A 23,244-nucleotide genomic window follows, 5' to 3' on the forward strand; every position below is an offset into this window, starting at 1 on the left:
GCATGCATCAAGGAGTTGCCGTGCCTACCACCCGGAACTTTACACAGGTCGGCGCCCACGTCGAGACGCCAGGAAGCCCAGATAAGGCGGTCCTCGAAAACGCGCCGCTCAGGCGCGGCGACGGACCGCCCGCCAACGTGCGCTGCACCTGCCCGGAATTCACCTCGGTCTGCCCGTCACCGGTCAGCCGAGTTTCATCGTAATCGACTACGCGCCCGACGAGGCACTGGTGGGCTCCAAATCACTGAAGCAGTTCAGGACTTCGTTCCGCAAACACGGCGCTTTGCATGATGAATGCACAGCGCTAGCCGGCCGACGCATTGCCGGGGCGATCAAACCACTGTGGCTGCGCGTCGGCGGTTACCGGCATCCGCGTGGCGGCATCCCGATCGACGTGTTCTGGCAGACCGGCGCGCCACCGGAGGGCGCCTGGTTGCGCGATACAGGTGTGGCGCCTTATCGCTGCCGTCGGCTGAGCAACCAAAAGAGCGACAGCCGCTCGTTAGTAGCGCAAGAGCTGCAGGTTCGTAACTACGATTCATCAAGGGTGATGTCATGTTGAACGCGGCAGAAACTGCTGGTGTAGCTGAGAGCGATTCCTCAGCTGGTAGCTCTCGCCGTTCTCTACTTAGTGATGGCGGATCGCGGGCGGCGGTGGATCTCGAAACGCGGAGCATTCGCGGCGAGGCGAGACGAGATGATTCGCAAGGCTGGAAGATCGCCGTTGCAAATCGCCGCGGACCGGGAGTCCTACGGGCTGCTCCGGCCGTGCACAAATGGCCCGTTGGCTCGATACTGGCACTGAGGCTGTCGCCGGAAGTGCTGGGGCTGTTTCATTTCTATAGGAGAGATGGCCACCTTCTACGCGTCGCCTGCGAAGTCATCGCCCTTCCGGCGGCTTAATCAAACGAATCCACACATCAGAGGACGTGCCATGGCATTTAAGATTGCGACCTATCTCGATCGGATCGGCCTTGCTCAAGTCCCGACAACGGTTGATGGCCTTCTTGCGCTCCAGCAGGCTCAAATGCGAGCGATCCCCTATGAGAACATTGATGTTCTGCTCGGCGATATCCCCGATCTGACTGAGAATTCGATCTGGGCCAAACTTATCGATGCCCGGCGAGGCGGCTATTGCTTCGAATTGAACAAGTTGTTTGGCTTGGCGCTCGAAGAACTCGATTTCACGGTCCGGCCAATTCTTTGCAGGGTGCGCATGGGGGCTTCGGAAGGTGGCCCACGCACACATCATGCATTGATCGTGACCATAGAGGGTTGCGACTGGCTTGCCGATGCCGCCTTTCCCGGTCCGGCACCGATTGCACCGCTACGAATCGATGCGAAGGAGCAGCAAATAGTTGGTGGGGACGTGTTTCGTCTGCGGGCCGACCCGGCCAGTGGAGAGCTCGTGCTTGAACGCAAGAACGAAGATGAATGGTTCGCTCTTTTCGGCATTGACCGAGCCGTCGCCCTGCCACCCGATTTCGAGGGCGCCAACTTCATCTGCGCACGCTGGGACCGTATGCCCTTTCCATCCGTCCTCATGATGAGTGTGCTGACATCGGAGGGACGTGCAACCTTGCTTAACAAGAAGCTCAGATTGACTCGCAGCCAATTTAGGGAAACACAAACACTGGAAACGAAGATCGAACTGCAGCAGGTCTTGGCCAATGTCTTCGGGCTCCGACTGACTCAGTGCACCGTTGATTCGTTATGGGAAAAGCTTGGGTCACGTGGACTTGTATAGGAAAGAAAGTGATCAAGCATTCCCAGCGCGACGATGGCCTGTGCGGTCTCTTCCAAATCCCAGGGCGGGATCGTCGACTCTGTTATTGGCGATGTCGTAGTGCTTCAGGGGACGATCGAGTTGCTCTGGAATGATCCCATCGATCCGTGGCTTCAAGGGTGCCGAGCGCCTGGCGCCTTTATGTCACAGCTGGCCGGAGGGTGCGGGCTGCGGCGATCCCTCTCGTCGGAGAGGTGGTCGAATATCCTCGGCATGGTCGAGGAAGGCGGTGGCGGCCAAGCTTCGTTTACAATGGCCAGACCCGCAAGCCCCTGGCCGGAATCTAAGAATACCACCAACTAACTGAAGATTCACAATTTTATAATTTACCAAACCGAGAATGCCATTAGCTATACCAAGCCGATGTTTCACAATTTTGGTTCGAATCCGCTTCAGGCTGAACGTACGAGATCAGGAGCTATGCTCGTCAATTCCCTGTGAGTCTTGTGGGCTTACAGCAATAAGTGCTGTGACCAGCCGTGGATTCGAAGCGTACGGCACTTCGTCAGGCACCGCCGCCTTCGCTCGGCATCGAGACCGCCAATCACGGCGGGCTCGCAAGAGCGAAAGGCGATGCAATGTCCCCTCAATCAACCAGCGTCTCCACCCGGAAGGATGCTAATCCGAGATCACGTCCCAGCTTGTGGCCGCAATCGAAGCGAATCCCGACAGACCATAATTACCCTGGCGCAAATCATCGGGCGCTCTCTTCATGCCGGTCAATGTGCTGACCAAGAAACGGCTATAGCAATATCGTGAGTCTCTGGGTCGCCGCCCAATTAAAGGGGTTCAGCTCGCCCGTGTGGGCCACTTACAAACAATGGTCGGAGCTTGGCGCTCAGGTTCGCGCAGGCGTGAAATCGAGCCCTGTGATCTTCTACAAGGAATTCGACGCCGAGCCCGATCCCGACGTTGCGGATGACGACGGCAAACCGCGTGTCGCCCGCGCATCGCGCGGGTGTTCAACGCGGCGCAGGTCGAGGGTTACGCCCTGAACCCAGTGCCGGAGCCTCTCGGTCCGGTCGCCCGCATCGCAGGCGCCGATGCGTTCGTGAGAGCGACGGGCGCGCGCATCGAGCACGGCGCGACCGGGCCCTTTACCGGCTCTCCACCGATAGTATCCAGATGCCTCCGGAGGAAATGTTCTGCGGCACCGAAACGCTGTCCCGCAGCGAAGGCTATTACGCCACGCTTGTCCACGAGCTGACCCGGCGCGAAACACAGGCTCGATCGCACGTTCGGCAAACGCTTCGGCGGTCAGGCCTACGCCGCCGAGGAATTGGTCGCTGAAATTCGGCGCGGCGTTCCTGTGCGCGGAGCTTCAGATCACGCAGGATGTGCGTGCCGATCACGCTCGTATCTCGCGCAGTGGCTGAAGCTGATGAAGGTCGGATTCCCGCGCGGTTTTCGCTGCCGCCGCCAAGGCGTCCGTAAGACGCGACGCAAAGATATTCACTTCGCGGCCGCCCCAGCTATAGCCAGCTCGCGCACCCCTGAGGGGACGGCTCTGGAGCTGCTACAGTGGTTCTGGCAACGCGGGCTGCAGTGTCGACGCCTTTCGCCGTGAATACGAGGGGCGCGCAGCCTAGAAACCGGCGCCGCTTTTTTGAAACGGCGCCGGTTTCTTTGTCAAAGGTCTAGTGAGCGGCGGCACCTTGCTTGATCGCAGAGGCGAAGTCTTCGACAACACGAACAAATAGATCGGGATCACGCAGTGCGTTCTTGAGCTCCTCAGTCCAATCCGGATTCGACTCGGTCCACTTGATCAGCGCGGTCGCCTTGACGCCGCGATGCTTGATCAGGAAGTTGGAGATCTTTGCCGGCACCGCGCCCGCGACAAACGCGGCTCTAGCCGGTGCGGCGCGCGCCAGAAGAATGAAAGCCCGCGAGAAGCTCGCGAGATCGTCCTCTTCCGCGAGTTTGGTGAGGAGGTCCAGTACAGGACCGGAAGGGGTCGTGTAGGCTGCCGAGCCCTGGGATGCGATCGCCTCGGCAATGCGGTGCAGTGTTTCTGGGGGCATGCTCTTAATTCCTTCGTCAAGGCCGGCGAGCGCTTTTGCTTTTGCCCTGCGATCGGCGGCGAGGTTTCTGATATCGTTTGCGTCTTGTTCGGTGGGCACCCACACACGGACTTCCTGCCAGCCTTCAGCCAGGCGAACGTCGCGCTGGCGTCTTACTCGCCTGACTACCGTAGGATCGGCCACGAAATGTCTCCGTACTGTCGTTACGCTATAAATATCGTAACGACAGTACGGGCAAGGGGTTCCTTGATGGAACCTAAGAACGTTATATAGGGCCCACCATCAGTCGCTTTATTGAAGTATAGCTCAATAACCTTTACCATGGTATCGGACTTGGTCTTCTGCGAAAGGTTTCTCTTGAACCGCGATAATCTCACTCAGGCCGTTCGGGAACGATTGCAGCGGCTTCCGGTGCCCTATGCGGCGCATTACGGCGTGGTTCCGCGGCCCCCGCCTGAGGACGGCGTTGCCGTGGGGTCGGTCCTTGCCCGGCTCAGGGCGGCGGATGCAGCCTTGGTGCGTATCGAGACGCTCGCGGCCGAACTAAAGGACCCGTATCTGATCAGCCGCATCTTGCCACGGCGGGAAGCTGTCAGCAGCTCGGCGATCGAAGGCACCAACAGCACGCTTGACGAATTGCTGTCCGGTGAAGAGAGCGAAGATTCCCAGCAGGGCGAGGCGGTAGTTCAGGTGCGTGACTACGCGCTCGCGCTCGATGACTTCCTGCCGCGGGCCAGACAAGAGAAACTGGAAATCTTCACAAGCGGTTTGGTGCAGGATCTGCATCACGCCGTCATGCGCGGTGACGCAGAATACAAGGACAAGCCCGGCGATCTTCGCCAGGTTGTGGTCTGGATCGGCGGCAGGGGCGATATTGCTTACTCGACCTACAATCCGACGCCGCCGTCTGACATTGCCGCGTGTCTTGAGGACACGATGAAGTACATGCGCTGCGAGGGCATGCAGGCGATGTACCAGAGCTTCATTGTGCGAATGGCGGTTGCGCATGCACATTTTGAGGCAGTCCACCCGTTTCGTGATGGCAATGGCCGCGTCGGCCGTCTCCTCCTGCCGTTGATGATGGCGGCGGAAGGCATGATGCCGATTTACCTGTCACCGTACATTGAAGCCCACAAGGCGGCTTATTATGAATCGCTCAAAGCGGCTCAGCAGCGCCTCGATTGGCATGAAGCGGTCGGATTCATGGCAGACGCAATTGTCGGCACCACGGATGAGCTGCTGAAGACGCGCGACGCTTTGTCTGCACTTGGCGATCTATGGCGAAAGCGGCGCAAATTTCGCCAGGGCTCAGCGAGCCTGCGAGCACTCGATGTTCTGCCGCACTATCCGGTGCTGACCGTCAAGCGTCTGGCCTCGCTTCTCAGCATTACGGTGCCTGCAGCCTCGCAAGCGGTAGAGCAACTGGTCGAGAATAAAATCTTGAACGAGCGTACCGGCTATGCGCGCAACCGCGTCTTCGCCGCGCCCGACGCGCTGTCGATCATTAACCGACCCTTCGGCGAAGAACCCATTCTTCCCGGTGCCGACACCTGACGGCCGGTATGCCGGGCTGACAATCGGTGAAGCCGCGAATTGCGTCTTCGCCCCGCCGCCGGTCATGCCGTCGGCGGGACTTCCAGACACAGGCGATTTTCCATAGCACGCGATCCCGCAAATGCTCAATGATCACGCCGGACGAAGGGAGATTCGGTAGATGGTCGAGGCGATTCTCCGAAGGACACTCAAAAGAGTGGTTGACCTTGCATCGATGCACAGCATCACGAGTGATGCGCTCATAGCGATGAGCAAGGATGATTATCAGGTTCTCCGTCGCGCGGCGACGCGCGCGCGGCTCGACAGGAAAGCGCGTTTCGTCTGCGCGAAATGCGGACATGCCGTCTATGCTCCGCGCGAAGGCCGGACCGGCCAGCCTTACTGGAAACACCACCCGGGTGCCCCACAGCTTTGTCCCTGGTGGACGGGGACGCCGGCCAGCGTCGATATCGTTAGCGCGCAGCAATTTGACGGAGCGCAGGAAAGCCCGCTGCATGCTAAAATCAAACATATCGTCGGTGAGTTATTGACCAACGATCCGCGCACGACCGCAGGGAAGCGTCGTTGTCGATGAGTATCTCATCCTAGAGAATGGACGGCGGCGGCCGGACGTACGCGCGATCTATGATCGCATGCCACTCGTCGTGGAGGTTCAACTTGCAACCACGCAAATCCCCATCATCGTGCAACGCGAAGATTTCTATGAGAGCGCGTCCATTCGCCTGATTTGGCTCACCTGGAATCTTGAGCCACCCACGAGCGGCCGATTACTCAGTTCGTTTGAGGACATTTTCTACTCCCACGACCAGAACCTGTTCTCAATTGACGATGAAACGATAGCCCTCTCCAGACAGCGGCGAGAAGTAATCTTGCGCGCGTTCTGGCTGGATGTAGACGCATGGCGCTCGAAATTGGTCACGATTTCCGACCTCAATTGGATCGAGGGAGGGCGCGCAAACGCGGTCCCGTCGAGGCCGCCTTGGCATCATGACTTTCTGTCGCGCTGGCGCGGCGCGCTCGCCGAAAGAGGTACGAAATGGAAAGAGCGTGAGATCCTGTTTGGCGAACTCGTCGCCAAAGTGGCGATTCCGGGGAGCGACGTCAACGAGCTGCACGCGCTCGATGTGGATGCATTGATCAACTGCTTACTTTCCCTGGTCGACGGTCGGCCAGTCGGATCGCGGCAGCAGAATCTTGTCGAGGTGCTGAACTCCTTTCTCAATGTCGAGCGACGACAGCGCTATGTGCGCCTCATTCGGACCTTCGCCCGACTGACCAACAGGGACGCTCTCTTTGAAATCGAGAGTGTTCGCAACAAGATCGTCAAAGCTCGCACAGTGGTGCAAGACGACCGCCAAAGCGTGTCGGGAAAGATCGCGCTGGCCTTGTTCCCGGAGATATTCTCTTCAGCTTGACGCAATGCCAGCAGCGTATCTCAGCGGTTGACGTATTCTGTAGCGCAATCAAGTGAGTCGAGGATTGCGGACGGGGCCAGATTGCCTGTGGGGGCAGCGGCTTGGTAGGAGACGATGGCGCAACAAGGTGGAAAATATCGTGCATTCCGTAGATAGTGACGACCTCGAAGCGAAGCGCATATGCTACGCCTGCATTGGCGAGCAGTATCTAAGCGATGAAGTTCGCGCAAAGGGCAAACGCGCCAAGTGCAGCTATTGCGACAAGGCGCGTCGTACCTTCAGCCTTGACAAGATGGCTGAACGTGTGGCGACCGCGTTCGAGCAGCACTACTATCGAACGTCAGATCATCCAAACGACTACGAATATATGCTCCAGCGCGACAAGGAGCTGAGCTACGAATGGAATCGACATGGCGATGATGTCGTGTACGCCATTCAAAACGCCGCCGAAATCCCTGAAGACGCGGCCCAGGACGTCCAGTCAATCCTGGAGGAGGAACATAGCGATTTCGACAGCGCGGCCATGGGTGAAGAGACGGAGTTCGCGAGCGACAGTTACTATCAAGAGAAAAAGGTCAGCGATGATGCTTGGCGCGAGGAATGGTATCGGTTCGAGAATTCACTCAAGACCGAGGCGCGTTTCTTCAGTCGCACCGCAGCTACGCATCTGGCGGCCATCTTCGACGGGGTGAATGCTTTGCGGACGCGGCAGGGGCAGCCTCTGGTCGTAGATGCGGGGCCCGGAACGCCCTTCCATACACTCTCTCGTGCCCGGGTCTTCCAGTCCGAGGACAAACTCGAGGTGGCGATGTGTCGGCCCGACCTCCAGCTCGGGTCACCGCCAGCGCTGGTGGCTGCGGCAGGTCGCATGAATGCGCGGGGCATTTCTGTGTTCTACGGCGCCAACGATCCCAACGCCGCCATCGCCGAGGTGCGGCCTCCGGTTGGAAGCAAGGTTGCCGTGGCGCAATTCGAGATTATCCGAAAACTCCGGCTGCTCGATCTGACGGCGCTCAAGAATGTCCAGATGGGCGGAAGCATCCTTGACGTCGATTTTGCGCGCCGGCTGGAACGAGCGCAATTTCTGAAATCTCTGAGCAACCGTATCACCCAACCGGTCATGCCCGACGATGAGCCTTTCGAGTATCTGGCAACGCAAGCCATCGCCGATTTTCTCGCAACGGAATCCTCGGTGCCCATTGATGGCATTATCTTCCCGTCGGTTCAGGTCGCGGGAGACGTGCTCAACGTCGTCCTATTCCACAAGGCTGCGCGCGTCGAGGCGATGGAAATTCCGAGCGGGACCGAGATCAGAGCCAGGACGGGGCAAAGTACCGCGGAGGGGTGGGAAGTCGATTACTCGGTATTCGAGGAGGTGCCGCCGCGGCCAAAGGTTGATGAAGAAAAGGAAAAATCGCCAGGATGGCCCGACTTCGATGCCATGCCGGCGTTGGCGGGAGAACGGGTCGATTCCGATCTGCGGGAGCCAAGCCTTCGCGTCATGCCGGACAGCGTCAGCGTACACCATGTGGAGGGCGTCGTCTTCAAGACGGACGAGTATCAGGTGCGTCGTTCCCGCTGGGAGAAGGACGATCGATCGCCGTTCTAAATTTACACCCGGTCACGAGAAGGTGTGTGATGGCGGCGGCGACTAATGGCGCTGACGCATGAGGCGCTTTCGCCGGCCACAAGCAGTGGCACGAAAATTCTACGACGACCGCGAACCTATCGATGAGAACAGCGGCCCGAATTGGGACGCGCCAGCGCTTGCCTGCAGGGGAATAGCTTTCATTCTTCCTTTGGCGACCACGGATCAGGCTGGCTGACAATGTCGGCGAACCGCTTTCCGTCCCGAAACATCCACTTGTCGTCGTCCGCCTCAAATCGGTTGATCTCTCGTAGCTCGTCCGGAAGAGGGTGGTCCGCCCAAGGATGAACTGCGAGTACCGGCTGCCATTTCTCCTCTCTCAGCTTCCACAATCCTGTCTCAGGTAACAATAGAACTGCGCTCACATGCGTGTTCCGCGGACCGTTAGGCCCATGCCAAAATCCATTCTTTGCGCGAGTGATATGAGCCGAGCCACCGTTGAACTGCACGATCTCGTCGCCAAAGACGACGTCTCCGTAACGCATCCGAGTAATCAGCTCGGCGCAGTCATCCGCCGGCATTCGACGCCGCGGTGAAACGAAAGCACCGTCACTTGCATTCGCCTTCGTCTCTCTACGCTCGAAATCAACCGGTAAAGCGCCCGGAATGACCGCCGCAAATCACATCGCTGCGCGATTTCGCACCCGCCCATTCGATGTAGTCGTTTCATCAATAATCCGTCGGACCGGAATAAGCCTCGCATCAACGACATAACTTGGGTGCTTTAGTATTGGATTTTGGGCACGTTGACGAACTCTCTGAGTGTCGCGAATGATTGCGGTCATGGACGAAACTGAAGCCTAGGAGAACTCTCCCAATGCGCCGCGAATTGCCGCCCCAGTTGTCGACCTCCCATCGTTCTCGCCCCGGCGACATGACGCTCCCGGACGTCGTCAAACTTTACAACCTGTCCCTGAACGTGCCCGTCGACCGCTTTTGCGAAGTCGCTGGAATTTGGACAACCAGATTTTATGAGCTAATGAAGGACGGCGTGATCCGCGTTCGAAAGAACGGACGCCACACGACTGCTCCTGTGGAAGATTTGTTCCAGCTTCTGCGCGGCGAAGCCGCCGCCTAACCTTCCACTTCGGCGCGCGCGGTTCCGTCCCGCGTCAGCGCCGGCGCCGACCCGGCGGACGTACCCGGGCGGCGCTAGCGGCGGCGCGCTGCGGTCTCTGAACCTTTCCCCAGCGCGCCGCCCTTCATCCAGCAGATCGGGAGTTGACCGATGAAGCGCCGACGCAAGGCAGTTCCTTCAGCGCACATTTACGCGTTCCCGTCGGCCCGCCACCGTCGGATCGTCGCTTTCATAGCCGCCGAAATGCGCAAGCGACCGTCGGCTGACGACGCTGAGAAATTTCTGATCGAGCACCTTGACATCGAGTGGGGCCGGCTCGCTGGGCTGGGCATCACCGATGCCGAAATCGAACAGCATTGCCACGCTTTCGCGAAGGCCGCTTGGCAGATCGTCTTCGCAGATCGTCGGACTTGGGGGGCAGCATGACTGAACGGGCCGTGTCGCGCGCCGTGCGCAACGCCCGGCGCGAAGTGGCGCCGGCTCAAGAAAGGCGATCCCCGGCTTCATGTCCGCATCGCCGAGCCGAAGGCGAAGGTCTTACTTTTGCCCGGCCGCTTCCGGGACGCCGCTTACATCAAGCGCCACGTCGAATTCGTTCTGACGCGACCTGCCGAGCAAGGCGAGCAGCATGTTCGGCAAAATCTAAACGCGATCCGTCGGACACTGGATGAAATAGGCGTTGATCATTTCACCATCGACGCGGAAGTCCGGCGCATCGAAGCAAAGGTCCGCGCCGAACTGTGGCGGCAGGTTCTGACGCCGGGCGGTGACCAATGAGCACCGCTGCCGCACGCCGGCTTACCGGGCCGCGGTGGCGCGCCTAGAGCAGGCCCGGGCGCCGGCCGCTGAACAGTGGCCCGAACCGCCGCCTTCGATCGTGATCACGTCCGCGGCCGACCGGCGGGCCTTCCAAGGTTGCTTTGAACAAGCCGAAGGGTTCGAAGGGCAGCCGCTCTATCGCACGATCGTCGATGCCAACGGGACGGTCCACCCCGACGCGGCCTGGCTCGACCTGCTCAAGCCCGATCGTCTCCGCATCGCACTCGCCGCGGTCCGGGGGGATACCGAACGTTGGGGAGGCAAGCGGGCTAGGCAACGACTGGAAGGGGACCTGACAGCGCGAATTGTTGCAGCGGAACGATACGGAGCCCAGTGCGCCAGAGCTATCGAAGTCTCCGGTGTCGAAGCCGCGAAGGACGCAGCACACATAGAAGCAAAGAAAATTCATTATTTGCTGTATAGAATTCGCCAGCACGCGCCGCTTACCGTCTCAGGAATGTTGATCTTGGCGCGCGGCATGATGCTGTTCGAGGAAGTGCAGAAGAGCAACTATTGCGGCGGCGAACAGGGGCGAGGTCTGCTTCTGGCCCGCGAGTTAGCAAGTGCGGTCCTTCGCGTCGCCGGAATTGCGCATAACATCGTCGAATGGGGCGGCGGCTTCCGCCGCCGTCCTCCGGGCCATCTTTACGAAAAAGGTCAACCATGGACGAGCGAAGGCGAAGACGAATGATCATGGCATACCATGAAGCGGCCCACGCAGTGCTGGCTCGCCGTCAAGGCCTAGCATGCGCGGAAATACGTATGTCAGGATCGGTCGGAGCCTTAACCGCTTCGGCGTCTTATGAGAGTGGAGAAGCAGTAGAAGCGAAGATTGCGGGGTACGAGATCGATGGCGCTGTAGCATTAGCAGGACCAGTCGCGAACGTTCGTTTCTCAGGGCGTCCCAGCTCGTTTTCTGACGGCGCCGAAAGCGACTTGCAGATTGCACAAGCGGCGGCCGGTTCTATTGCTCTACTGAAATCTGGCCAGTCGTTGCCCGGCGCTGGGAACGAGGAGCTTTAACTTCCCCCGGACGTCCTTCGGCAGGCGAACGACATACTGGCCGTCATCTTGCAGAATTGTGAAGCGTTGGTCGACGAGCACTGGGCCGAGATTGACCGTGTAGCGAAAGTCCTAATGCACCGCGATCTGATTACGGCCAGTGAACTTGACCAGCTTATAGCCGAAACACCAGCTGAATTGCATGTACCAAGCTGACCGCTCTGAACGCATCAAGGCTTTGGCGAAGGTCGCTCTAGCGATCCTTCCGGAACGCTGCCGGTTTCATTATCCAAGCGCTCGACGGCCGGACCCGCGTTTACGACTTCCGATACAACCATATGGCGCTGTCCTTGCGTCGGCAGATCGACAATCCAGCGCACACCAGAAAACTCGAAATTAGGTTCCAGGGCGAGCGGATGTTGTTTGCGGAGTGGACCGACGATGGCTTTACCAAACGGTCATATAGGTCGGGTGTTGGGAAGCGCGGCTACGTCGGTACGAACGAGTACCCGCGCTGGCCGGGCGGGTCAAAGCAGCGACATGAAGCGCGACCTACCATACTGGCCGGCGGCGCTGCGGCTGGGTCAAGCCGCGAGCTATTGCGGGCTGTCGGCCCACATGTTGAAGGCCGTCTGTCCGATCAAGCCGATCGAGTTCACGCAATCAAGCCGCGGCAATCGGTATCTGCGAGCTCGGGCAAAACCATGCCTGACCGAGGTCGCGTTCACTTCGATCTAGGTAATCGTCAGGCGACGTTCTATCCCGAAGTGGCGTCTGATATCGATGTCGTGGTTCGCTTGCTCTACTTGGTGCAGGTCATCAGCGCGAAGCCGACGACGGCCAAGATCGCGACCGCGGCAACCACGACGATCAGTTTCAGGAAGAACGTCCCGGCTATGTCGATCGCCGGGGAGAACTGTTTACCGGCGGTGGAAATTCAGCCGATGACGATGCGGATCGCTTGAAGGACGATCGCGCCGGCGAGAGCCAGGATCAAAATGATTGCCAATAGCAGCCCCCCCTGCAACACTCCGGAGGCGGCCGGGTTTTGCACCGACGGACATTACACTCGTGATTGGCGCGAGGAATTCTCCCGCGGTGGTTTTCCCCGTTTGATGCGGCCTAGCGGCGCGCCGCGGTGGCGCTTTTCCGCGTCCCTGATCTGGCGCGCCTCATGGAATTCTTGGCGGGAGATACCGACGTCGGCCGCTGTCGGCTTGCTAGCGTTCCGGGTGGTAACTCTAGGCAGATTATCTCCAAGACGCGCAACCTCACCCCGCGCTTGCGCTGCGTCGTATTCGTCGGCAATCGACGCTTTGCCTGCGCCTCGATATTAAGCGCATCGCCTTGCGCGCGGTAGGCGGCGCAGATCAGTTCGTCGTGGGCCTTCTTCGCCTTCGCAAGCCGCGCTTGAAGCTTCGCTGCAGTATAGGCAACGACAGCACGGCCGCGGGCGTCGAGTTCATCGACCGAGAATGCCTCAACCTGCGCAGCTGACATGGTCGGCGCCTTCCGTTGCTTGCCGTGGCGGCCGGTTCGTTTTTCAACTGATAACTGCTTTCCAGTTGATCGACGGGCTTTCGCTACGGTTGGGTGACTGACGCCGATTTCCGCCGCGATAGCGCGGTCAAACTTCTCCGGGTTAGCAGCGATCGCTTCCGCCGTGCGCTGCGCGGCAGGGAGGTACGGCGCGCGGCGCAGAACTCCGTTGAGCCGCCCTCACAGGCCATGATCGCCGCCCGCAAAGTTTGATGGAGCGACGGCGCTCAAAGAATGGAGATGGCTGTTGGCTGCACTGCAACGCCTGATGGCGCGCGCGACTAGGATGCAAAAGGACAGGTCCGCGCTCCTATCGCTTGCCAAGGGGGTCTGATATTTTGTCGCGTGCCGATCTTTTTGATCCATATTTTTCGAAGACGCTGCAAATTCGATCGTGCCCCGGTGGGAAGTTTTATTCATGCAAAGTGATTTAAGCTGCGCCGAGCGTAACGCGGTGAGTACCGCTGAGGTCGAAGAGTTCGCAGCCGAGCCCCTCGCGACCGGCAGACCCGTAGCTGCAAACGATAACATTGAGGACGGGCCGTGGCTGCTCGTTCCATTTCCTGACGATTGGTGCGCGACGTGTTGAAACATAGTCCAAGAACCTAGCCCCTTGGCGCGGGTAGCGTCACGACGGTAGAATGTTCGTAGACGACCGCTGACTAACAAGAAGGCACAATGAAATTTGCCGAGAGCAGGAACACTATTGATCGCAGCGAGGTTTGTTCTTCATCAGAGGCTAGGCGTTGCGGAGTTCTCTTCCATGGCTACCCAGATCGTAATGGACAGCACAGGCGACAGCAGACATTTTTTTGAGCAAGACGACCCCAAGGGGCTCGCCGAGGCCGAGCGGCGCTTCAAGATGTTTACCGGCCGGGGATTTACCGCTGCCACTCGGACCCCGGCCGGCGATCTCAAGCTGATACGGACATTTGATGCAACAGCGGAGGAAACGCTGTTCTATCCGCACTTAGTCGGCGGTTAGAACCGTCCAGCATCAAAGATGTTTTTGTTCGGACGTAACGTCGCCCAGGGCGCGCGTCTACGTGCCCTGCGTGCCCTTTATCGGAGCTTCAACGAGCAAAATGGCCCGGAAGCGCGTGCACGCCGTCTTTTGCGGGAATGGTTATCTCCAGAACAGCGCGCGCAATTTGATGCCAATGGCTTTTTTGAAGTCGCTGGTTCTCTTACTGGCCGTCGATACCGAATTTATCAGGGCACGATGAGTAATGTTTTGGAGCTGCATGAAAACTTGGAGCCTAAGGTGGGGTGGTGCTTCCTCCCCGAACGGGCATTGGCAGTTGGCGATGTGATGCTAGCCCAGAAGATCGCACTCGAAACCGACGAAGCCGCGGTTCTCGCGATCGCCAAGTCGTTTTCTCCGAGACTGCCGTTTGTGCCCCGAGCGGTGCGGCGCGCTCCCTAGATCTGATCATGGGCGGGGCCGCCGCTTGTGGCGGCGACCCCTAGCCGCGAAGCCGCCGGTACGCGAGACGAGGACGACTTCGCGACTGCATCCAGCATCGGCGCCGCCGGCGGCAGGCGCAAGGACGTCTGTGCGTTAGTGTTACTTGGGCTGCTTGACGGCGCCTGATGGCTTCGCAGATGGGGACCGCGAGGCGATCGCTTCAACCTTGTGTAGCGTTCGTGCGAACTCAGACCGCAGATGTTGGACGTGCGCGACGTCCCTCGGCTCTGACAGAAACGCGATCTTCACGAGGAAGCGGTTCAACAGCGACGCTATTCCAAGATTTTCGGAATGTTGCGAACGCAGTACGGTGAGTTGCCGACGCATCTCGACGAGATCAAGCGGTTCGTGGTCCGGCTGCTTTTCCAAACGAAACCGCCTGCAATCAAACGAAGCGCCGCGTCGAATATGGTGGTGCGACGACTTCGCCTTGGGTGGAGCCGGACGGGCAATGTCCGGCGCTCAGAAGGTAACGCTTCGCAGCGGTGCTGCAATCGAGTTGCAGAATTAAGCTTGATGCAGCGAGATCAGGTTAATTCTGGAACAGCCGTGCTGCCGATCTATAGCTCCCGTCCCGTCGCCGGGTGGCTGCGGTTCTTCACCTTGATCCAGTGCTTCTGCCGGCCGCCACGGTGAGGCCGATCGCGATGCTTGGATACCAGCCCCTCAAGACCCATGCGATAAGCGGCCCGGAATAGCTCAGGGCTGATCTCGCCGCGATCGGGAATGCAGCGTCTCAATCACGGGAGCCGTATTTCGTAAGCCGAGCTGGCCTTACTCCCAGCCGCGCCGGCCTATTGGTCCTTCTGCCGAATGCTCGCGGTGGAGGCGGGCCATCTCGCGATTGGGCCGCCTGATGAAGTCGCGCTCGACGCAAAAGCCGGCCGTGATTGAAGCGGTCAGTGCAAGGCCGCAGGCGAGGTAGCTATTCATGAAATCCCACAAAATGTTGCTGCCCGCAACTACAAGAAAAGTGAGTGCCATGACAGTATCGCGAAATGCCCGAACCATGTTGCCCTCAACTGATTGGCGAGGCTTCACTTAGCATTGCAACCATGACGATCAGCGGCGTCGATGGGGTATCCGGCGCTGTCTTTCTGCACGGAGTGCGCGCTCGCTGAACCAACCGGCCAGCAGGACCGCAAAAGCGGCAATCTCGCCGGCGGCCGCCCATCGGATCAGCGAAGCCCGGTCGTCTGCTGGCATCGCCGCGAGCGCATCAAGTTCGGCGCCTTTGTCCAGCGATGTACCGGCGAGGCGGTCTAGATCGGGGCCTGGCGCCTTGGCGAAGTCGGCGCAAGCGGCAGCCCGATACGCATCGCCGACGGCGAACCGCCTACTGTTGTGGATCGCCGATGTCGAACGCGCCTAAACGGTAATCTTCGCCCACCGATTGCTCAGTCGTTGGCCCCACAATCAAAGTGAACGTCGCGTCGGGATAGCGCGTCCACACTTCGATGTCGTCTGACGTAACGGTTAGATAGCCGAAGAAGCATTTGTAACGGCCGGGCTCTGTCATGCGGCCGATCTTGTCCCAATTGATCTTGTTAACGCGCACGCCCTAGCTCCACTCGTTTTCGGGGAGCGAGCCGGGCGGCGGCTTGAGTTCTTCTAGGCCGGCTTCGATAGTTGTTATTTCGTCTTGGACGGCCTGAACAGCGTTCGCGGGATCGATGCCGCAGACAGCGTGTAGTTCGCCCAGCATCTTGCGCCGATGCGCGAGCAGGTCCGTCAAGGCTCGTCGGTCCCGCACCTTCACGTAGCCGCCGACGATCATTTCCATGGCTGTTGACACTGCGTTGCCTCCACTGCGCCTTTGAGTTATCGCGGCCGGCTAAGTTCCAACAGACCGGCTTCGGTCATACGATATTCGACGCCTTTGCCCGTTGAGCGTCGCTCCATCCATCCGTTTCGTAAAAGAGCGAGCGTCGTTCCGGGGCTGTCGGGAAGCTTTAACGAAGACACCCAATCGCGGTCACGAAGACGATCGAGAAATTGCCGGTGATAGTGCTTAAAAAGCGACCTGCGCTTTTCTTGCCGACGGATGTCTCGCAGTATCGTTTCAGGCGGGAGTTCGGTTTCCATGCGGTTTGTTGCCATCGCATGGTTTACGATCACTTAACGAACGGGAACAGCCGGGAATCTTTTCTAAATGGTTCATGGTTGTTGTTTTGCGGCATGGGAGGACGCGTCTGCTTGGTTCGTGCCCACTGTCAGGCGAAGCTATGCTCGCCTGGTCCATCGAGGTTGAATTGCATCCGCTTGTAGCCGATAGCATCAAGTCGACCGATGACCAGCCCGACTGCCAGAAGGGCAGTCTTTGACCTTGCTCAAGGCGGTTTGAGACAAGGGCGCTTAGAACCCAACACGCAGCCGAACGGCGCCGCCATGACGTTGCTCAGGTTGTGGGCCCGGGTTCCTAGGAATACCGGGCCCGCCTTGTTTTACCGGCTCAGGTGGCGGCCGCGATCCGCCGAGAGATGCTCCACATTGGCATTGAACTTCCGTTACGGCGCGCAGGCGCCGCGGTCCCAGCTGGGCGCGTGTTTGGCGTCGGCGCCGGCCCATGCCAAGCCTGCATGTTGGGCTGGCCGGATCAATAACCAGTGTGCAACATGACCGGGCTGTCGAGTGCCGGCAGTCCTACGGACCCGCGCTGCGGTAGGTGCGGACCCCGAAACGCGGGGGCGACTTGGCTATCCTGTCCAACTTCCCTAGCGGCTTGGAAGCGGCCGCGGGCTGCATGGACTGTCGCAGCGGCGCTGTCTCGGTACTCGCCCGGCGCGCTTCACAAGAACGCCGGATGACCGGCCCTACCGCGGGCCGAAGTGGGAACGCCGGCGCGCATACCGATCACGTCAACCCGGATCGCGCGGGAAATAAATCAGCCACATTTCGCAGCGGCCTTAGTCCCGTGCCGGCGCCCACCCGGGCGACACAAAGACCGAGAATGGTCCCGGCGCTGCAACCAATGATCGGAAGGAAGCACATGTTTCTATGATGAACAGCACCGCATCACCTATCTCCGCATGCTTGATGCCGATGCGGAAGGCGCTGACTGGCGCGAGGTATCGCGGATCATCTTGCGCATTGACCCGGAACGTGAGCCAGCGCGCGCTCGGCCCGCGTTCGAAAGCCATCTTGAGCGCGCGAAATGGGTCACTGACAGTGGGTACCGTCGGTTGCTGCGGCAAGGATGGCCTTCGGCTGCTGAAAGGGCTAGGTCACGACAATGGCCGGCGGGCATCGCTGCCGCCGGCCATCGCTTTGCGCTACCTGTGGCTGGGGGGCTGATCGGCAGCGCTGATGGTCAGCCTGCCGAACCCCGATTAACAACCCGTTAACCAATTCGGGCAGGCTCTGGCTATTTCGCGGGCAACAACGCGGCGGTGTGCTGGGACCTGCGTTGAACCAGTTCAATGCTTTCGCAGCGGTATTGCCATATCCACGACCACGCCTCCGCCGTCTCTGGTGAACGCCTGACACCCGACTGCTGCGTTAGGAAGAGCAACGCTAGCTTGTTCGCCGTCGTCCTTGAGTGCGGTTCTCTGGCATCGATGAGCCGCCGCCTGCAGTTTTTTCGGATCGACACCCGTGACCGCGCTTCCTTGCCGTCGCGGCGAGGGCAAACCAATCATTTGACGGGAAGCCGCTCGCGTTCACAAACTTTGGATCGCAGATTAAGACCCTATCCGGCTTCTTGAAAAAGACACTGCCGCCGGAGGCCGAGAAGTGATCGAAATGCGTGTTTCCCGCTCGATGATCCGAGCCGTTATCTCCCTGCATTCCGGCGTCTCGGCGGACCGCTCGCCGGCAATCGCGGCTGTGAGCCGGCATTCCGAGAAAATCATAGCCGTGAAGAGCACCGCATTTATGCCAACGAGAAGCCCGAGGCCCATGCCAAACAGACGGTGCACTTCTAATCTCTTGGGCTCACTAACTTTGTATCCGAAGCCGCGCCGACTATTCGCATCTTCTCTATCGGCGCCTCCGTTGTATCGGCAATCTCATACGTTTTATTGCTGCCGGAATATAGAAATACGACGGCTCCCGTCACGTCGGGCAGGTGCAAGAAGTAAGCGGCTTTTTCGACCGCGCTACGTCGAAGGAAGCGCCTCGGAAGGGACTTCCCTGAGGAGGCAACCTTCAACTCAACGATTACCTTCTCCGTAGAGCTCACTCCCGTTGATCGCTCGACGACGATATCAGCCTCTCTATCAGAGAACAGTTGGCTCTGTTTGACCCTAACACCTGGCACGCCGCGCAGCGCACTGACGAGATAGCCCGCAATAGTGCCCACCGTACGAAGATAATGCGGTCTCAATTGATCGCGAGAAACCAAAGGGTCATCTGTATGTCCTTGAGCAAATCTGAGAAGGCGCTCGTAACTAAGTCAAGCAGCGGTGTGCCTGCCGGGTCGTCGGGGTGGCGGCAGGCGCTCGTGGGTCCGCCGCAGTGTCAAAAGGAAGTTTCCCGTCGATCTGATCGCAAAGAACGATGGCGAAGACCGTGACAGATTCGATTGCCATCAGGCCTTCGTCCTCGTCGAAATCGAGAGCGTAGTCGTGCGTGGAATGGGTTGCGCCATTCGGTCCGGTAACGCGTAAATTGATCCAAAACTTTTCTTTCGAAGTAGATCAGCCTGACCGAGGAACTCCTCGATTTTGTGGGGCGCGATACGCGACGGGTCCTTGCCAGCGAGCACTCGGTAAGCTTCCTTAACCCTCAAAAGCTTGATTGCAGCGAAAGACAACATCGGTGAATAGTGTTTGGTCTGGCTCGGATTGTCCTCGCTTGTAGTGCTTGATGGCGACATCAATATGCGCCATCACCGCCTTTAGGCCGATTTTATAGGGGCCTGCAGGCAGATATTTGATTTTCTGATCGAGAATTTCTGAAGGTCCATCGAGGCACTTCTTCTTACCAAGCGATGGCATCTTCGTTGCAATTCTGGTCGTGCTGGCGTGTCGGCTAACGCTCGGGGAGGAAGGTTTCCGTGCTTGGGGGTGGCGTACCCCGTTCTTGCTGTCCGCACTTCTCGTCGTGTTTTCGATCAATCTTCGTCTCAAGCTGAGCGAGTCGCCGGTTTTCGAGCAGATGCGCCAGGCCGGCAAGGTCTCGCGCGCGCCGGTTCGCGAAAGTTTCGGCACGAGACAAGGATTTGGTTATGCGCTGTATGCTCTCTTCGGCGCGACGGCGGGTCTGGGATGCGTGTGGTACACCGGGCAATTCTACGCGCTGTATTTCCTGCAGAGCGTTCTCAAGGTGGATTTCCTGACGGCGAATGTCTGCGTCGCCATTGCCCTAGCCATCGGTACGCCTCTGGTGGTCGTGAGCGGGGCCTTGTCAGACGGCATCGGACGTCGTCCGCTGATCGTCACCGGACTTCTGCTCGCCGCCGCGCTCTACATTCACATCTACATGGGCGTTGCAAGCGCCACGGCTGCGCACAACTAGGTGGCCGTCACCGCGCTATTCCTGGCGCAACTCGTCTTGGTAGTGCTGGTGTATGGGCCGAATGCCGCGTTTCTCGTCGAGCTCTTTCCGGCGCGGCTGCGATATACCTCGCTGTCGCTTCCGTATCCCATCGGCACTGGCATACTCGGCGGCTTCGTTCCGCTGATCAGCCTCTCGCTCGTCAGCTACACCGGCAACCGGCAACATCTACCCCGGCCTGATCTATCCCATCGCGATCGCACCAGCAAAAATGCAGTTACAAGTTGGATAGGCCAGACTCGCCCTAAGTCGACCTCATGAACCCTGCCCGACGAATATGGAAGCTGTCATGAGCAACGAAAGTGCTCACGTGAACACCGAGATCGCGTCCGACGCGCCTCTCTACAAGACCTCGATGTGTGCGTTGTGCGGGCTCATTTACAACGAGCGAGACGGATGGCCTGAAGAGGGCATTCCGCCCGGCGCCCGCTGGGAGGACGTGCCCGCAGATTGGATCTGCCCCGACCGGCGTGCTGGCAAAAGTGAATTCGAGATGACCGAGGTCTGAACCAAACCGTTGATGCTGCGCGACCCTATGGTGCACGGCGTCCCACAATGCCAAAGGAGTTATCATGTACGTCCCTCCGCACTTCGTTGAGGCTCGCGCCGAGGTACTTCACCATCTCATTGAAAAAAATCCGCTCGGCATCCTCTTTACCAACGGGAAGAGTGGGTTTGACGCGAATCATATTCCCTTCGAGCTGCATGCGCACGAAGGTCAGCAGGGCGTGCTTCATTCGCATGTCGCTCGTACCAGCCCTATTTGTCAGGATCTCGTCACCGGTGATGAGGTTCTGATCGATTTCCGCGCCGCGGATGCCTACATCGCGCCAAACTGGTATCCGAGCAAGGTCGAGTCCAAGAAGCAGGTCCCGTCCTGGAACTACATGGTTGCGCATGTGTACGGACGTGTCACGATCCGCGATGATGAGCGTATGTCCGCGGCATGGTCGCGCGCCTGACGCGCATTCATGAGGCGAAACAGGCCGATCCTTGGAAGATGACCGACAGCCCCAAGGACTACATCGGCGAGATGCTCAAGATGATCGTCGGCGTCGAGATCGAGGTCACACGCCTCATAGGCAAGTCGAAGCTCAGCCAGAACAAAGAGGTCCGAGATATTGTCGGCGCCGGCTATGCCCTAAAGGCACAGGGAACAATGTGATGGGCGAGGCAATGCTGGCCGCAGCCGTCAACACGGAGCAGGCTTCATAGCCAGTCAATCAGCTGTGCTACCCTCCACTCGTTGGCAGCAGTGGCAATCATCTTCCGCGAGATCACGCTCACCTCGATCGCTTCAATTCGGCGATGCGTCCTGATCCATGAAGATCAGGCGTGCCGGATGTTGCTTTGCCGCGAACAGCTGATCATTGGTGATGAGCCCGGTCTCGAGGAGGGTGTCCAGAACCAGGTTTGCACGCTCACGCGCATTCGGAAGAGCAACATGCGAAGATAGATCTAGTGGCGCATTTATCAGGCCGGCAAGCAAGGCTGCTTCGCCAAGTTCGATATCCTGAACCTGCTTCTGGAAATAACTCTGCGCAGCTTTACTGACGCCGAAGATGCCGCCTCCGATCTGCACACGGTTTAGGTAGATCTTCAGGATTTCATCCTTGCTGAGCCGCCATTCGAGCCAAATTGCGACAAGCGCCTCCTGAATCCTGACCTCCAAATTTGGTTGATCTGAGGGGAATAGAATTCTCGCAACCTGCTGGGTAATGGACGATCGCACGGCCTGTGTGCCCGGGGCGGCATGCAATGAGAGCGCGATCGCGGTAAGGTCAAAGCCGAAATGGCTATAGAAGCGGCGATCCCCGGTTGCCAATGTCGCCTTGACTAGGACGTCCGGAAGCTCCTTCACTGAAATCGAGCTGTAGGTCGCGCAAGCGCTGGTCAGACCCGTGCGACATTCCGGCAGACAGAGTGTGGGATCGTCGCCCTGGCTCCAATCCTGATCACCTGTTTTCTGAAAAACGGGGTTTGCCACGATCATTAACACTATGAGGCTGATGAGCCCGAATGTTAAGGCTTCCGAAAGCGGATCGATGATCGTACAGCGCAAGGATCGGGGAACAAGCCTTGCACCGCGCATAATCGACGAGCCACGCGTGGCTCCAGCCATCATACGATGTGGGATTGGGGTTCTTCTTCGCGGTATCATCTGACTCACTTGCGTTTCAAATTGTTTTGAACTTAGCGCGTCGAAACGCGTGCTGCCTGCGGCACGCCGCTCCGTTCGGACGTCCCCGCCAGACAAAGCATCTGTCGTAGTTCTGGAGCCGCGACACGCCGCAGCACAACGTAAGAACTCGCGCATCAGCTGCACCTTGCCGAGGGTGCCGGCAGAGAATTCTGCAGGTGAGAGGTGAGCCCGTGTGAATTTGTTTGGCCCTCGCGGGCTATTGTCGAGCGCTTCTGGTCCGCAAGATCTGCTTCTGGTTGCCAGCACGCGGGTTGCTCGAGCGAGTTGCGCGACGGCGGATGACTGCTGCAACTCTCTGCGGAGTGGGCCGTAGCCATATGCAGCCGCGCGCGCTCTCGTCGGATGCGAAAGCGCCGAGTACGGACGCCGTAGCCAGCCCCACCGGCGGCGACAATCGAAAGGACAATAAGAGCTGCCACCATCATCTCAAGCACGCCTCGCAGATCCTCAATGTCCCGCGCCTGCACCTTGAGGCCGGAATGTGTCTCGGGTTCGGAGAATCGAACCGGTAGTTAGTACAACTTGACGCTAGGTACGATTCAAGTGGTGTTAAGGTCCAGCTCTCGATTCAGTCAGGTATCGGTTTGAACCGCCCGGGTTTGTCGGACGCTCCAACTCCTGAGAGGATGGAGCCATGACGAGCAAGACGACGGACAAATTGTCACCCGAGGTCCGAACCCGAGCGGTTCGGATGGTTCTGGATCTCTCCGGCGAGCATCCTTCGCGCCGGGCGGCGGTGAGATCGGTTGCGGCAAAGATCGGCGGCACACCGCAAACGCTTCGTGACTAGGTCAAGAAGGCGAGATCGACAGCGGGCAGCGGACCGGCGTTCCGACTGAGATGGCCGAGAAGCTGAAGGCCCCGACGGGAGAACCGCGAGCTCCGGCAGGCTAACGAAATCCTACGGAACGCAAGCGCCTATTTTGCGATGGCGGAGCTCGACCGCGGTCCAAGCCATGATCGCCTCTTGATGATCCATTGTGGCGCATGGGGGTGAGCCGATCTGCAAGGTCCTGCCGATGCGCCCCCTCGACCTACCACGCCGATGCGGCCAAGCGGCGCGATCCAGCCAAGCGGCTGAAAAAACAACGCCAACGCGCGAGTTCATAACAAGTGCGTAAGCGCGATTTTCTCCGCACGATGACGCCCGCGCTTTTGACGGATGGCCTTCGTATCGAGGGCGGCATCTGACCCGTTCAGGCAGCGGCGGTTTTC

General features: G+C 59.1%; 23 protein-coding genes, 4 pseudogenes and 1 other annotated feature. Of the genes and pseudogenes, 18 read left to right on the forward strand and 9 right to left on the reverse strand.

From position 1 onward, the window contains the following. Positions 1-20: 20 nt before the first annotated feature. Both queF and IVA75_RS00510 read left to right on the forward strand, forming a co-directional pair. A pseudogene (gene queF / locus IVA75_RS00505) lies at positions 21-463 on the forward strand (preQ(1) synthase); the annotation flags it as partial. 471 nt (positions 464-934) lie between these two features. Then, the gene (locus tag IVA75_RS00510) at positions 935-1,747 is read left to right on the forward strand and encodes an arylamine N-acetyltransferase (protein WP_247285862.1); all 813 of its coding nucleotides are present in this window, start codon (positions 935-937) and stop codon (positions 1,745-1,747) included. A 1,676-nt stretch (positions 1,748-3,423) separates the two neighbouring features. Here IVA75_RS00510 and IVA75_RS00515 read toward each other — a convergent pair. Next, positions 3,424-3,990 carry a hypothetical protein gene (locus IVA75_RS00515; RefSeq protein ID WP_157642939.1) on the reverse strand — a complete coding sequence of 189 codons (567 nt, stop codon included), beginning with the start codon at positions 3,988-3,990 and terminating at the stop codon, positions 3,424-3,426. A gap of 174 nt (positions 3,991-4,164) precedes the next feature. Here IVA75_RS00515 and IVA75_RS00520 point away from each other — a divergent pair, with 174 nt between their 5' ends. The 4 genes from IVA75_RS00520 (at position 4,165) to IVA75_RS00535 (ending at position 8,385) form a co-directional block, all read left to right on the forward strand. Then, the gene (locus tag IVA75_RS00520; protein ID WP_247285863.1) at positions 4,165-5,361 is read left to right on the forward strand and encodes a Fic/DOC family N-terminal domain-containing protein; all 1,197 of its coding nucleotides are present in this window, start codon (positions 4,165-4,167) and stop codon (positions 5,359-5,361) included. A 160-nt stretch (positions 5,362-5,521) separates the two neighbouring features. Continuing rightward, complete coding sequence (locus IVA75_RS00525; protein WP_247285864.1) at positions 5,522-5,935, forward strand: hypothetical protein; 414 nt, start codon at positions 5,522-5,524, stop codon at positions 5,933-5,935. Between the two features lie 7 nt (positions 5,936-5,942). Next, the gene (locus tag IVA75_RS00530) at positions 5,943-6,776 is read left to right on the forward strand and encodes a DUF6035 family protein (RefSeq protein ID WP_247285886.1); all 834 of its coding nucleotides are present in this window, start codon (positions 5,943-5,945) and stop codon (positions 6,774-6,776) included. A gap of 127 nt (positions 6,777-6,903) precedes the next feature. After that, positions 6,904-8,385, forward strand: a complete 1,482-nt coding sequence (locus tag IVA75_RS00535; RefSeq protein ID WP_247285865.1) for an RES domain-containing protein — start codon at positions 6,904-6,906, stop codon at positions 8,383-8,385. Positions 8,386-8,564: 179 nt separating this feature from the next. Here the strand turns inward: IVA75_RS00535 and IVA75_RS00540 are convergent, their stop codons facing one another. Next, a complete protein-coding gene (locus tag IVA75_RS00540) occupies positions 8,565-8,945 on the reverse strand; it encodes a hypothetical protein (protein WP_247285866.1) in 381 nt (126 codons plus the stop codon). A 296-nt stretch (positions 8,946-9,241) separates the two neighbouring features. On the opposite strand from IVA75_RS00540, the gene IVA75_RS00545 reads away from it, so the two are divergent. Then, positions 9,242-9,502, forward strand: a complete 261-nt coding sequence (locus IVA75_RS00545; protein WP_247285867.1) for a hypothetical protein — start codon at positions 9,242-9,244, stop codon at positions 9,500-9,502. Between the two features lie 177 nt (positions 9,503-9,679). Here the strand turns inward: IVA75_RS00545 and IVA75_RS00550 are convergent, their stop codons facing one another. Beyond that, on the reverse strand, positions 9,680-9,859 hold the full coding sequence (locus IVA75_RS00550; protein WP_018455441.1) for a hypothetical protein: 180 nt from the start codon (positions 9,857-9,859) through the stop codon (positions 9,680-9,682). A gap of 186 nt (positions 9,860-10,045) precedes the next feature. Between IVA75_RS00550 and IVA75_RS00555 the strand changes: the two genes are divergently transcribed. The 3 genes from IVA75_RS00555 (at position 10,046) to IVA75_RS00565 (ending at position 12,288) form a co-directional block, all read left to right on the forward strand. Further along, positions 10,046-10,279, forward strand: coding sequence for a DUF6074 family protein (locus IVA75_RS00555; RefSeq protein WP_247285868.1), 234 nt, complete (start codon positions 10,046-10,048; stop codon positions 10,277-10,279). Continuing rightward, positions 10,269-11,012: a hypothetical protein gene (locus IVA75_RS00560; protein WP_247285869.1), complete on the forward strand. Its 744-nt coding sequence runs from the start codon at positions 10,269-10,271 to the stop codon at positions 11,010-11,012. The genes IVA75_RS00555 and IVA75_RS00560 overlap by 11 nt, the downstream gene beginning before the upstream one ends. Positions 11,013-11,661: 649 nt before the next feature. Beyond that, positions 11,662-12,288 (forward strand): hypothetical protein, encoded by a 627-nt coding sequence (locus tag IVA75_RS00565; protein WP_247285870.1) that lies wholly within the window; start codon positions 11,662-11,664, stop codon positions 12,286-12,288. A gap of 157 nt (positions 12,289-12,445) precedes the next feature. On the opposite strand, the gene IVA75_RS00570 is transcribed toward IVA75_RS00565, so the two are convergent. Beyond that, positions 12,446-12,823 (reverse strand): hypothetical protein, encoded by a 378-nt coding sequence (locus IVA75_RS00570; protein ID WP_247285871.1) that lies wholly within the window; start codon positions 12,821-12,823, stop codon positions 12,446-12,448. A gap of 802 nt (positions 12,824-13,625) precedes the next feature. Here IVA75_RS00570 and IVA75_RS00575 point away from each other — a divergent pair. Beyond that, a complete protein-coding gene (locus IVA75_RS00575) occupies positions 13,626-13,847 on the forward strand; it encodes a hypothetical protein (protein WP_026232948.1) in 222 nt (73 codons plus the stop codon). A gap of 18 nt (positions 13,848-13,865) precedes the next feature. Further along, entirely contained in the window at positions 13,866-14,288 is a 423-nt protein-coding gene (locus IVA75_RS00580) for a hypothetical protein (protein WP_247285872.1), read from the forward strand. A gap of 816 nt (positions 14,289-15,104) precedes the next feature. Here the strand turns inward: IVA75_RS00580 and IVA75_RS00585 are convergent. The 3 genes from IVA75_RS00585 to IVA75_RS00595 form a co-directional block, all read right to left on the reverse strand. Further along, a complete protein-coding gene (locus IVA75_RS00585) occupies positions 15,105-15,341 on the reverse strand; it encodes a hypothetical protein (RefSeq protein WP_247285873.1) in 237 nt (78 codons plus the stop codon). 325 nt (positions 15,342-15,666) lie between these two features. Continuing rightward, positions 15,667-15,888 (reverse strand): hypothetical protein, encoded by a 222-nt coding sequence (locus tag IVA75_RS00590; protein ID WP_247285874.1) that lies wholly within the window; start codon positions 15,886-15,888, stop codon positions 15,667-15,669. A gap of 3 nt (positions 15,889-15,891) precedes the next feature. Next, positions 15,892-16,125, reverse strand: a complete 234-nt coding sequence (locus IVA75_RS00595) for a hypothetical protein (protein ID WP_247285875.1) — start codon at positions 16,123-16,125, stop codon at positions 15,892-15,894. Between the two features lie 1,201 nt (positions 16,126-17,326). Here IVA75_RS00595 and IVA75_RS00600 point away from each other — a divergent pair. After that, a pseudogene (locus IVA75_RS00600) lies at positions 17,327-17,533 on the forward strand (DUF2285 domain-containing protein); the annotation flags it as partial. Between the two features lie 1,515 nt (positions 17,534-19,048). Here IVA75_RS00600 and IVA75_RS00605 read toward each other — a convergent pair. After that, positions 19,049-19,387: a hypothetical protein gene (locus tag IVA75_RS00605; protein WP_247285876.1), complete on the reverse strand. Its 339-nt coding sequence runs from the start codon at positions 19,385-19,387 to the stop codon at positions 19,049-19,051. Between IVA75_RS00605 and IVA75_RS00610 the strand changes: the two genes are divergently transcribed. The 4 genes and pseudogenes from IVA75_RS00610 to IVA75_RS00625 all read left to right on the forward strand — a co-directional run bounded on the left by IVA75_RS00610 (position 19,374) and on the right by IVA75_RS00625 (position 20,991). Continuing rightward, positions 19,374-19,787: a hypothetical protein gene (locus IVA75_RS00610; RefSeq protein WP_247285878.1), complete on the forward strand. Its 414-nt coding sequence runs from the start codon at positions 19,374-19,376 to the stop codon at positions 19,785-19,787. The genes IVA75_RS00605 and IVA75_RS00610 overlap by 14 nt on opposite strands. Further along, a complete protein-coding gene (locus IVA75_RS00615) occupies positions 19,788-20,087 on the forward strand; it encodes a hypothetical protein (RefSeq protein WP_247285879.1) in 300 nt (99 codons plus the stop codon). Between the two features lie 94 nt (positions 20,088-20,181). Continuing rightward, complete coding sequence (locus tag IVA75_RS00620; protein ID WP_026232952.1) at positions 20,182-20,334, forward strand: rubredoxin; 153 nt, start codon at positions 20,182-20,184, stop codon at positions 20,332-20,334. 64 nt (positions 20,335-20,398) lie between these two features. Beyond that, positions 20,399-20,991: pseudogene (locus tag IVA75_RS00625) on the forward strand (FMN-binding negative transcriptional regulator). 132 nt (positions 20,992-21,123) lie between these two features. On the opposite strand, the gene IVA75_RS00630 reads toward IVA75_RS00625, so the two are convergent. Next, the gene (locus IVA75_RS00630; RefSeq protein ID WP_247285881.1) at positions 21,124-21,948 is read right to left on the reverse strand and encodes a transglycosylase domain-containing protein; all 825 of its coding nucleotides are present in this window, start codon (positions 21,946-21,948) and stop codon (positions 21,124-21,126) included. 715 nt (positions 21,949-22,663) lie between these two features. Here IVA75_RS00630 and IVA75_RS00635 point away from each other — a divergent pair. Then, positions 22,664-22,974: pseudogene (locus tag IVA75_RS00635) on the forward strand (transposase); the annotation flags it as partial. After that, positions 22,945-23,058 (forward strand) — a sequence feature (AL1L pseudoknot). It overlaps the preceding pseudogene by 30 nt. The last annotated feature ends 186 nt before the right edge of the window (positions 23,059-23,244 follow it).

It is taken from the genome of Bradyrhizobium sp. 134, assembly GCF_023074155.1.
Classification (GTDB): domain Bacteria; phylum Pseudomonadota; class Alphaproteobacteria; order Rhizobiales; family Xanthobacteraceae; genus Bradyrhizobium.

Excerpts from the sequence above, each read along its gene's own strand:
- IVA75_RS00510 (WP_247285862.1), top strand. The coding sequence starts at position 935 with ATGGCATTTAAGATTGCGACCTATCTCGATCGGATCGGCCTTGCTCAA.
- IVA75_RS00525 (WP_247285864.1), top strand. The coding sequence starts at position 5,522 with ATGGTCGAGGCGATTCTCCGAAGGACACTCAAAAGAGTGGTTGACCTT.
- IVA75_RS00540 (WP_247285866.1), bottom strand. The coding sequence starts at position 8,945 with ATGCCGGCGGATGACTGCGCCGAGCTGATTACTCGGATGCGTTACGGA.
- IVA75_RS00545 (WP_247285867.1), top strand. The coding sequence starts at position 9,242 with ATGCGCCGCGAATTGCCGCCCCAGTTGTCGACCTCCCATCGTTCTCGC.
- IVA75_RS00550 (WP_018455441.1), bottom strand. The coding sequence starts at position 9,859 with ATGCTGTTCGATTTCGGCATCGGTGATGCCCAGCCCAGCGAGCCGGCC.
- IVA75_RS00565 (WP_247285870.1), top strand. The coding sequence starts at position 11,662 with ATGGCGCTGTCCTTGCGTCGGCAGATCGACAATCCAGCGCACACCAGA.
- IVA75_RS00570 (WP_247285871.1), bottom strand. The coding sequence starts at position 12,823 with ATGTCAGCTGCGCAGGTTGAGGCATTCTCGGTCGATGAACTCGACGCC.
- IVA75_RS00575 (WP_026232948.1), top strand. The coding sequence starts at position 13,626 with ATGGCTACCCAGATCGTAATGGACAGCACAGGCGACAGCAGACATTTT.
- IVA75_RS00580 (WP_247285872.1), top strand. The coding sequence starts at position 13,866 with ATGTTTTTGTTCGGACGTAACGTCGCCCAGGGCGCGCGTCTACGTGCC.
- IVA75_RS00585 (WP_247285873.1), bottom strand. The coding sequence starts at position 15,341 with ATGGTTCGGGCATTTCGCGATACTGTCATGGCACTCACTTTTCTTGTA.
- IVA75_RS00620 (WP_026232952.1), top strand. The coding sequence starts at position 20,182 with ATGTGTGCGTTGTGCGGGCTCATTTACAACGAGCGAGACGGATGGCCT.
- IVA75_RS00630 (WP_247285881.1), bottom strand. The coding sequence starts at position 21,948 with ATGGCTGGAGCCACGCGTGGCTCGTCGATTATGCGCGGTGCAAGGCTT.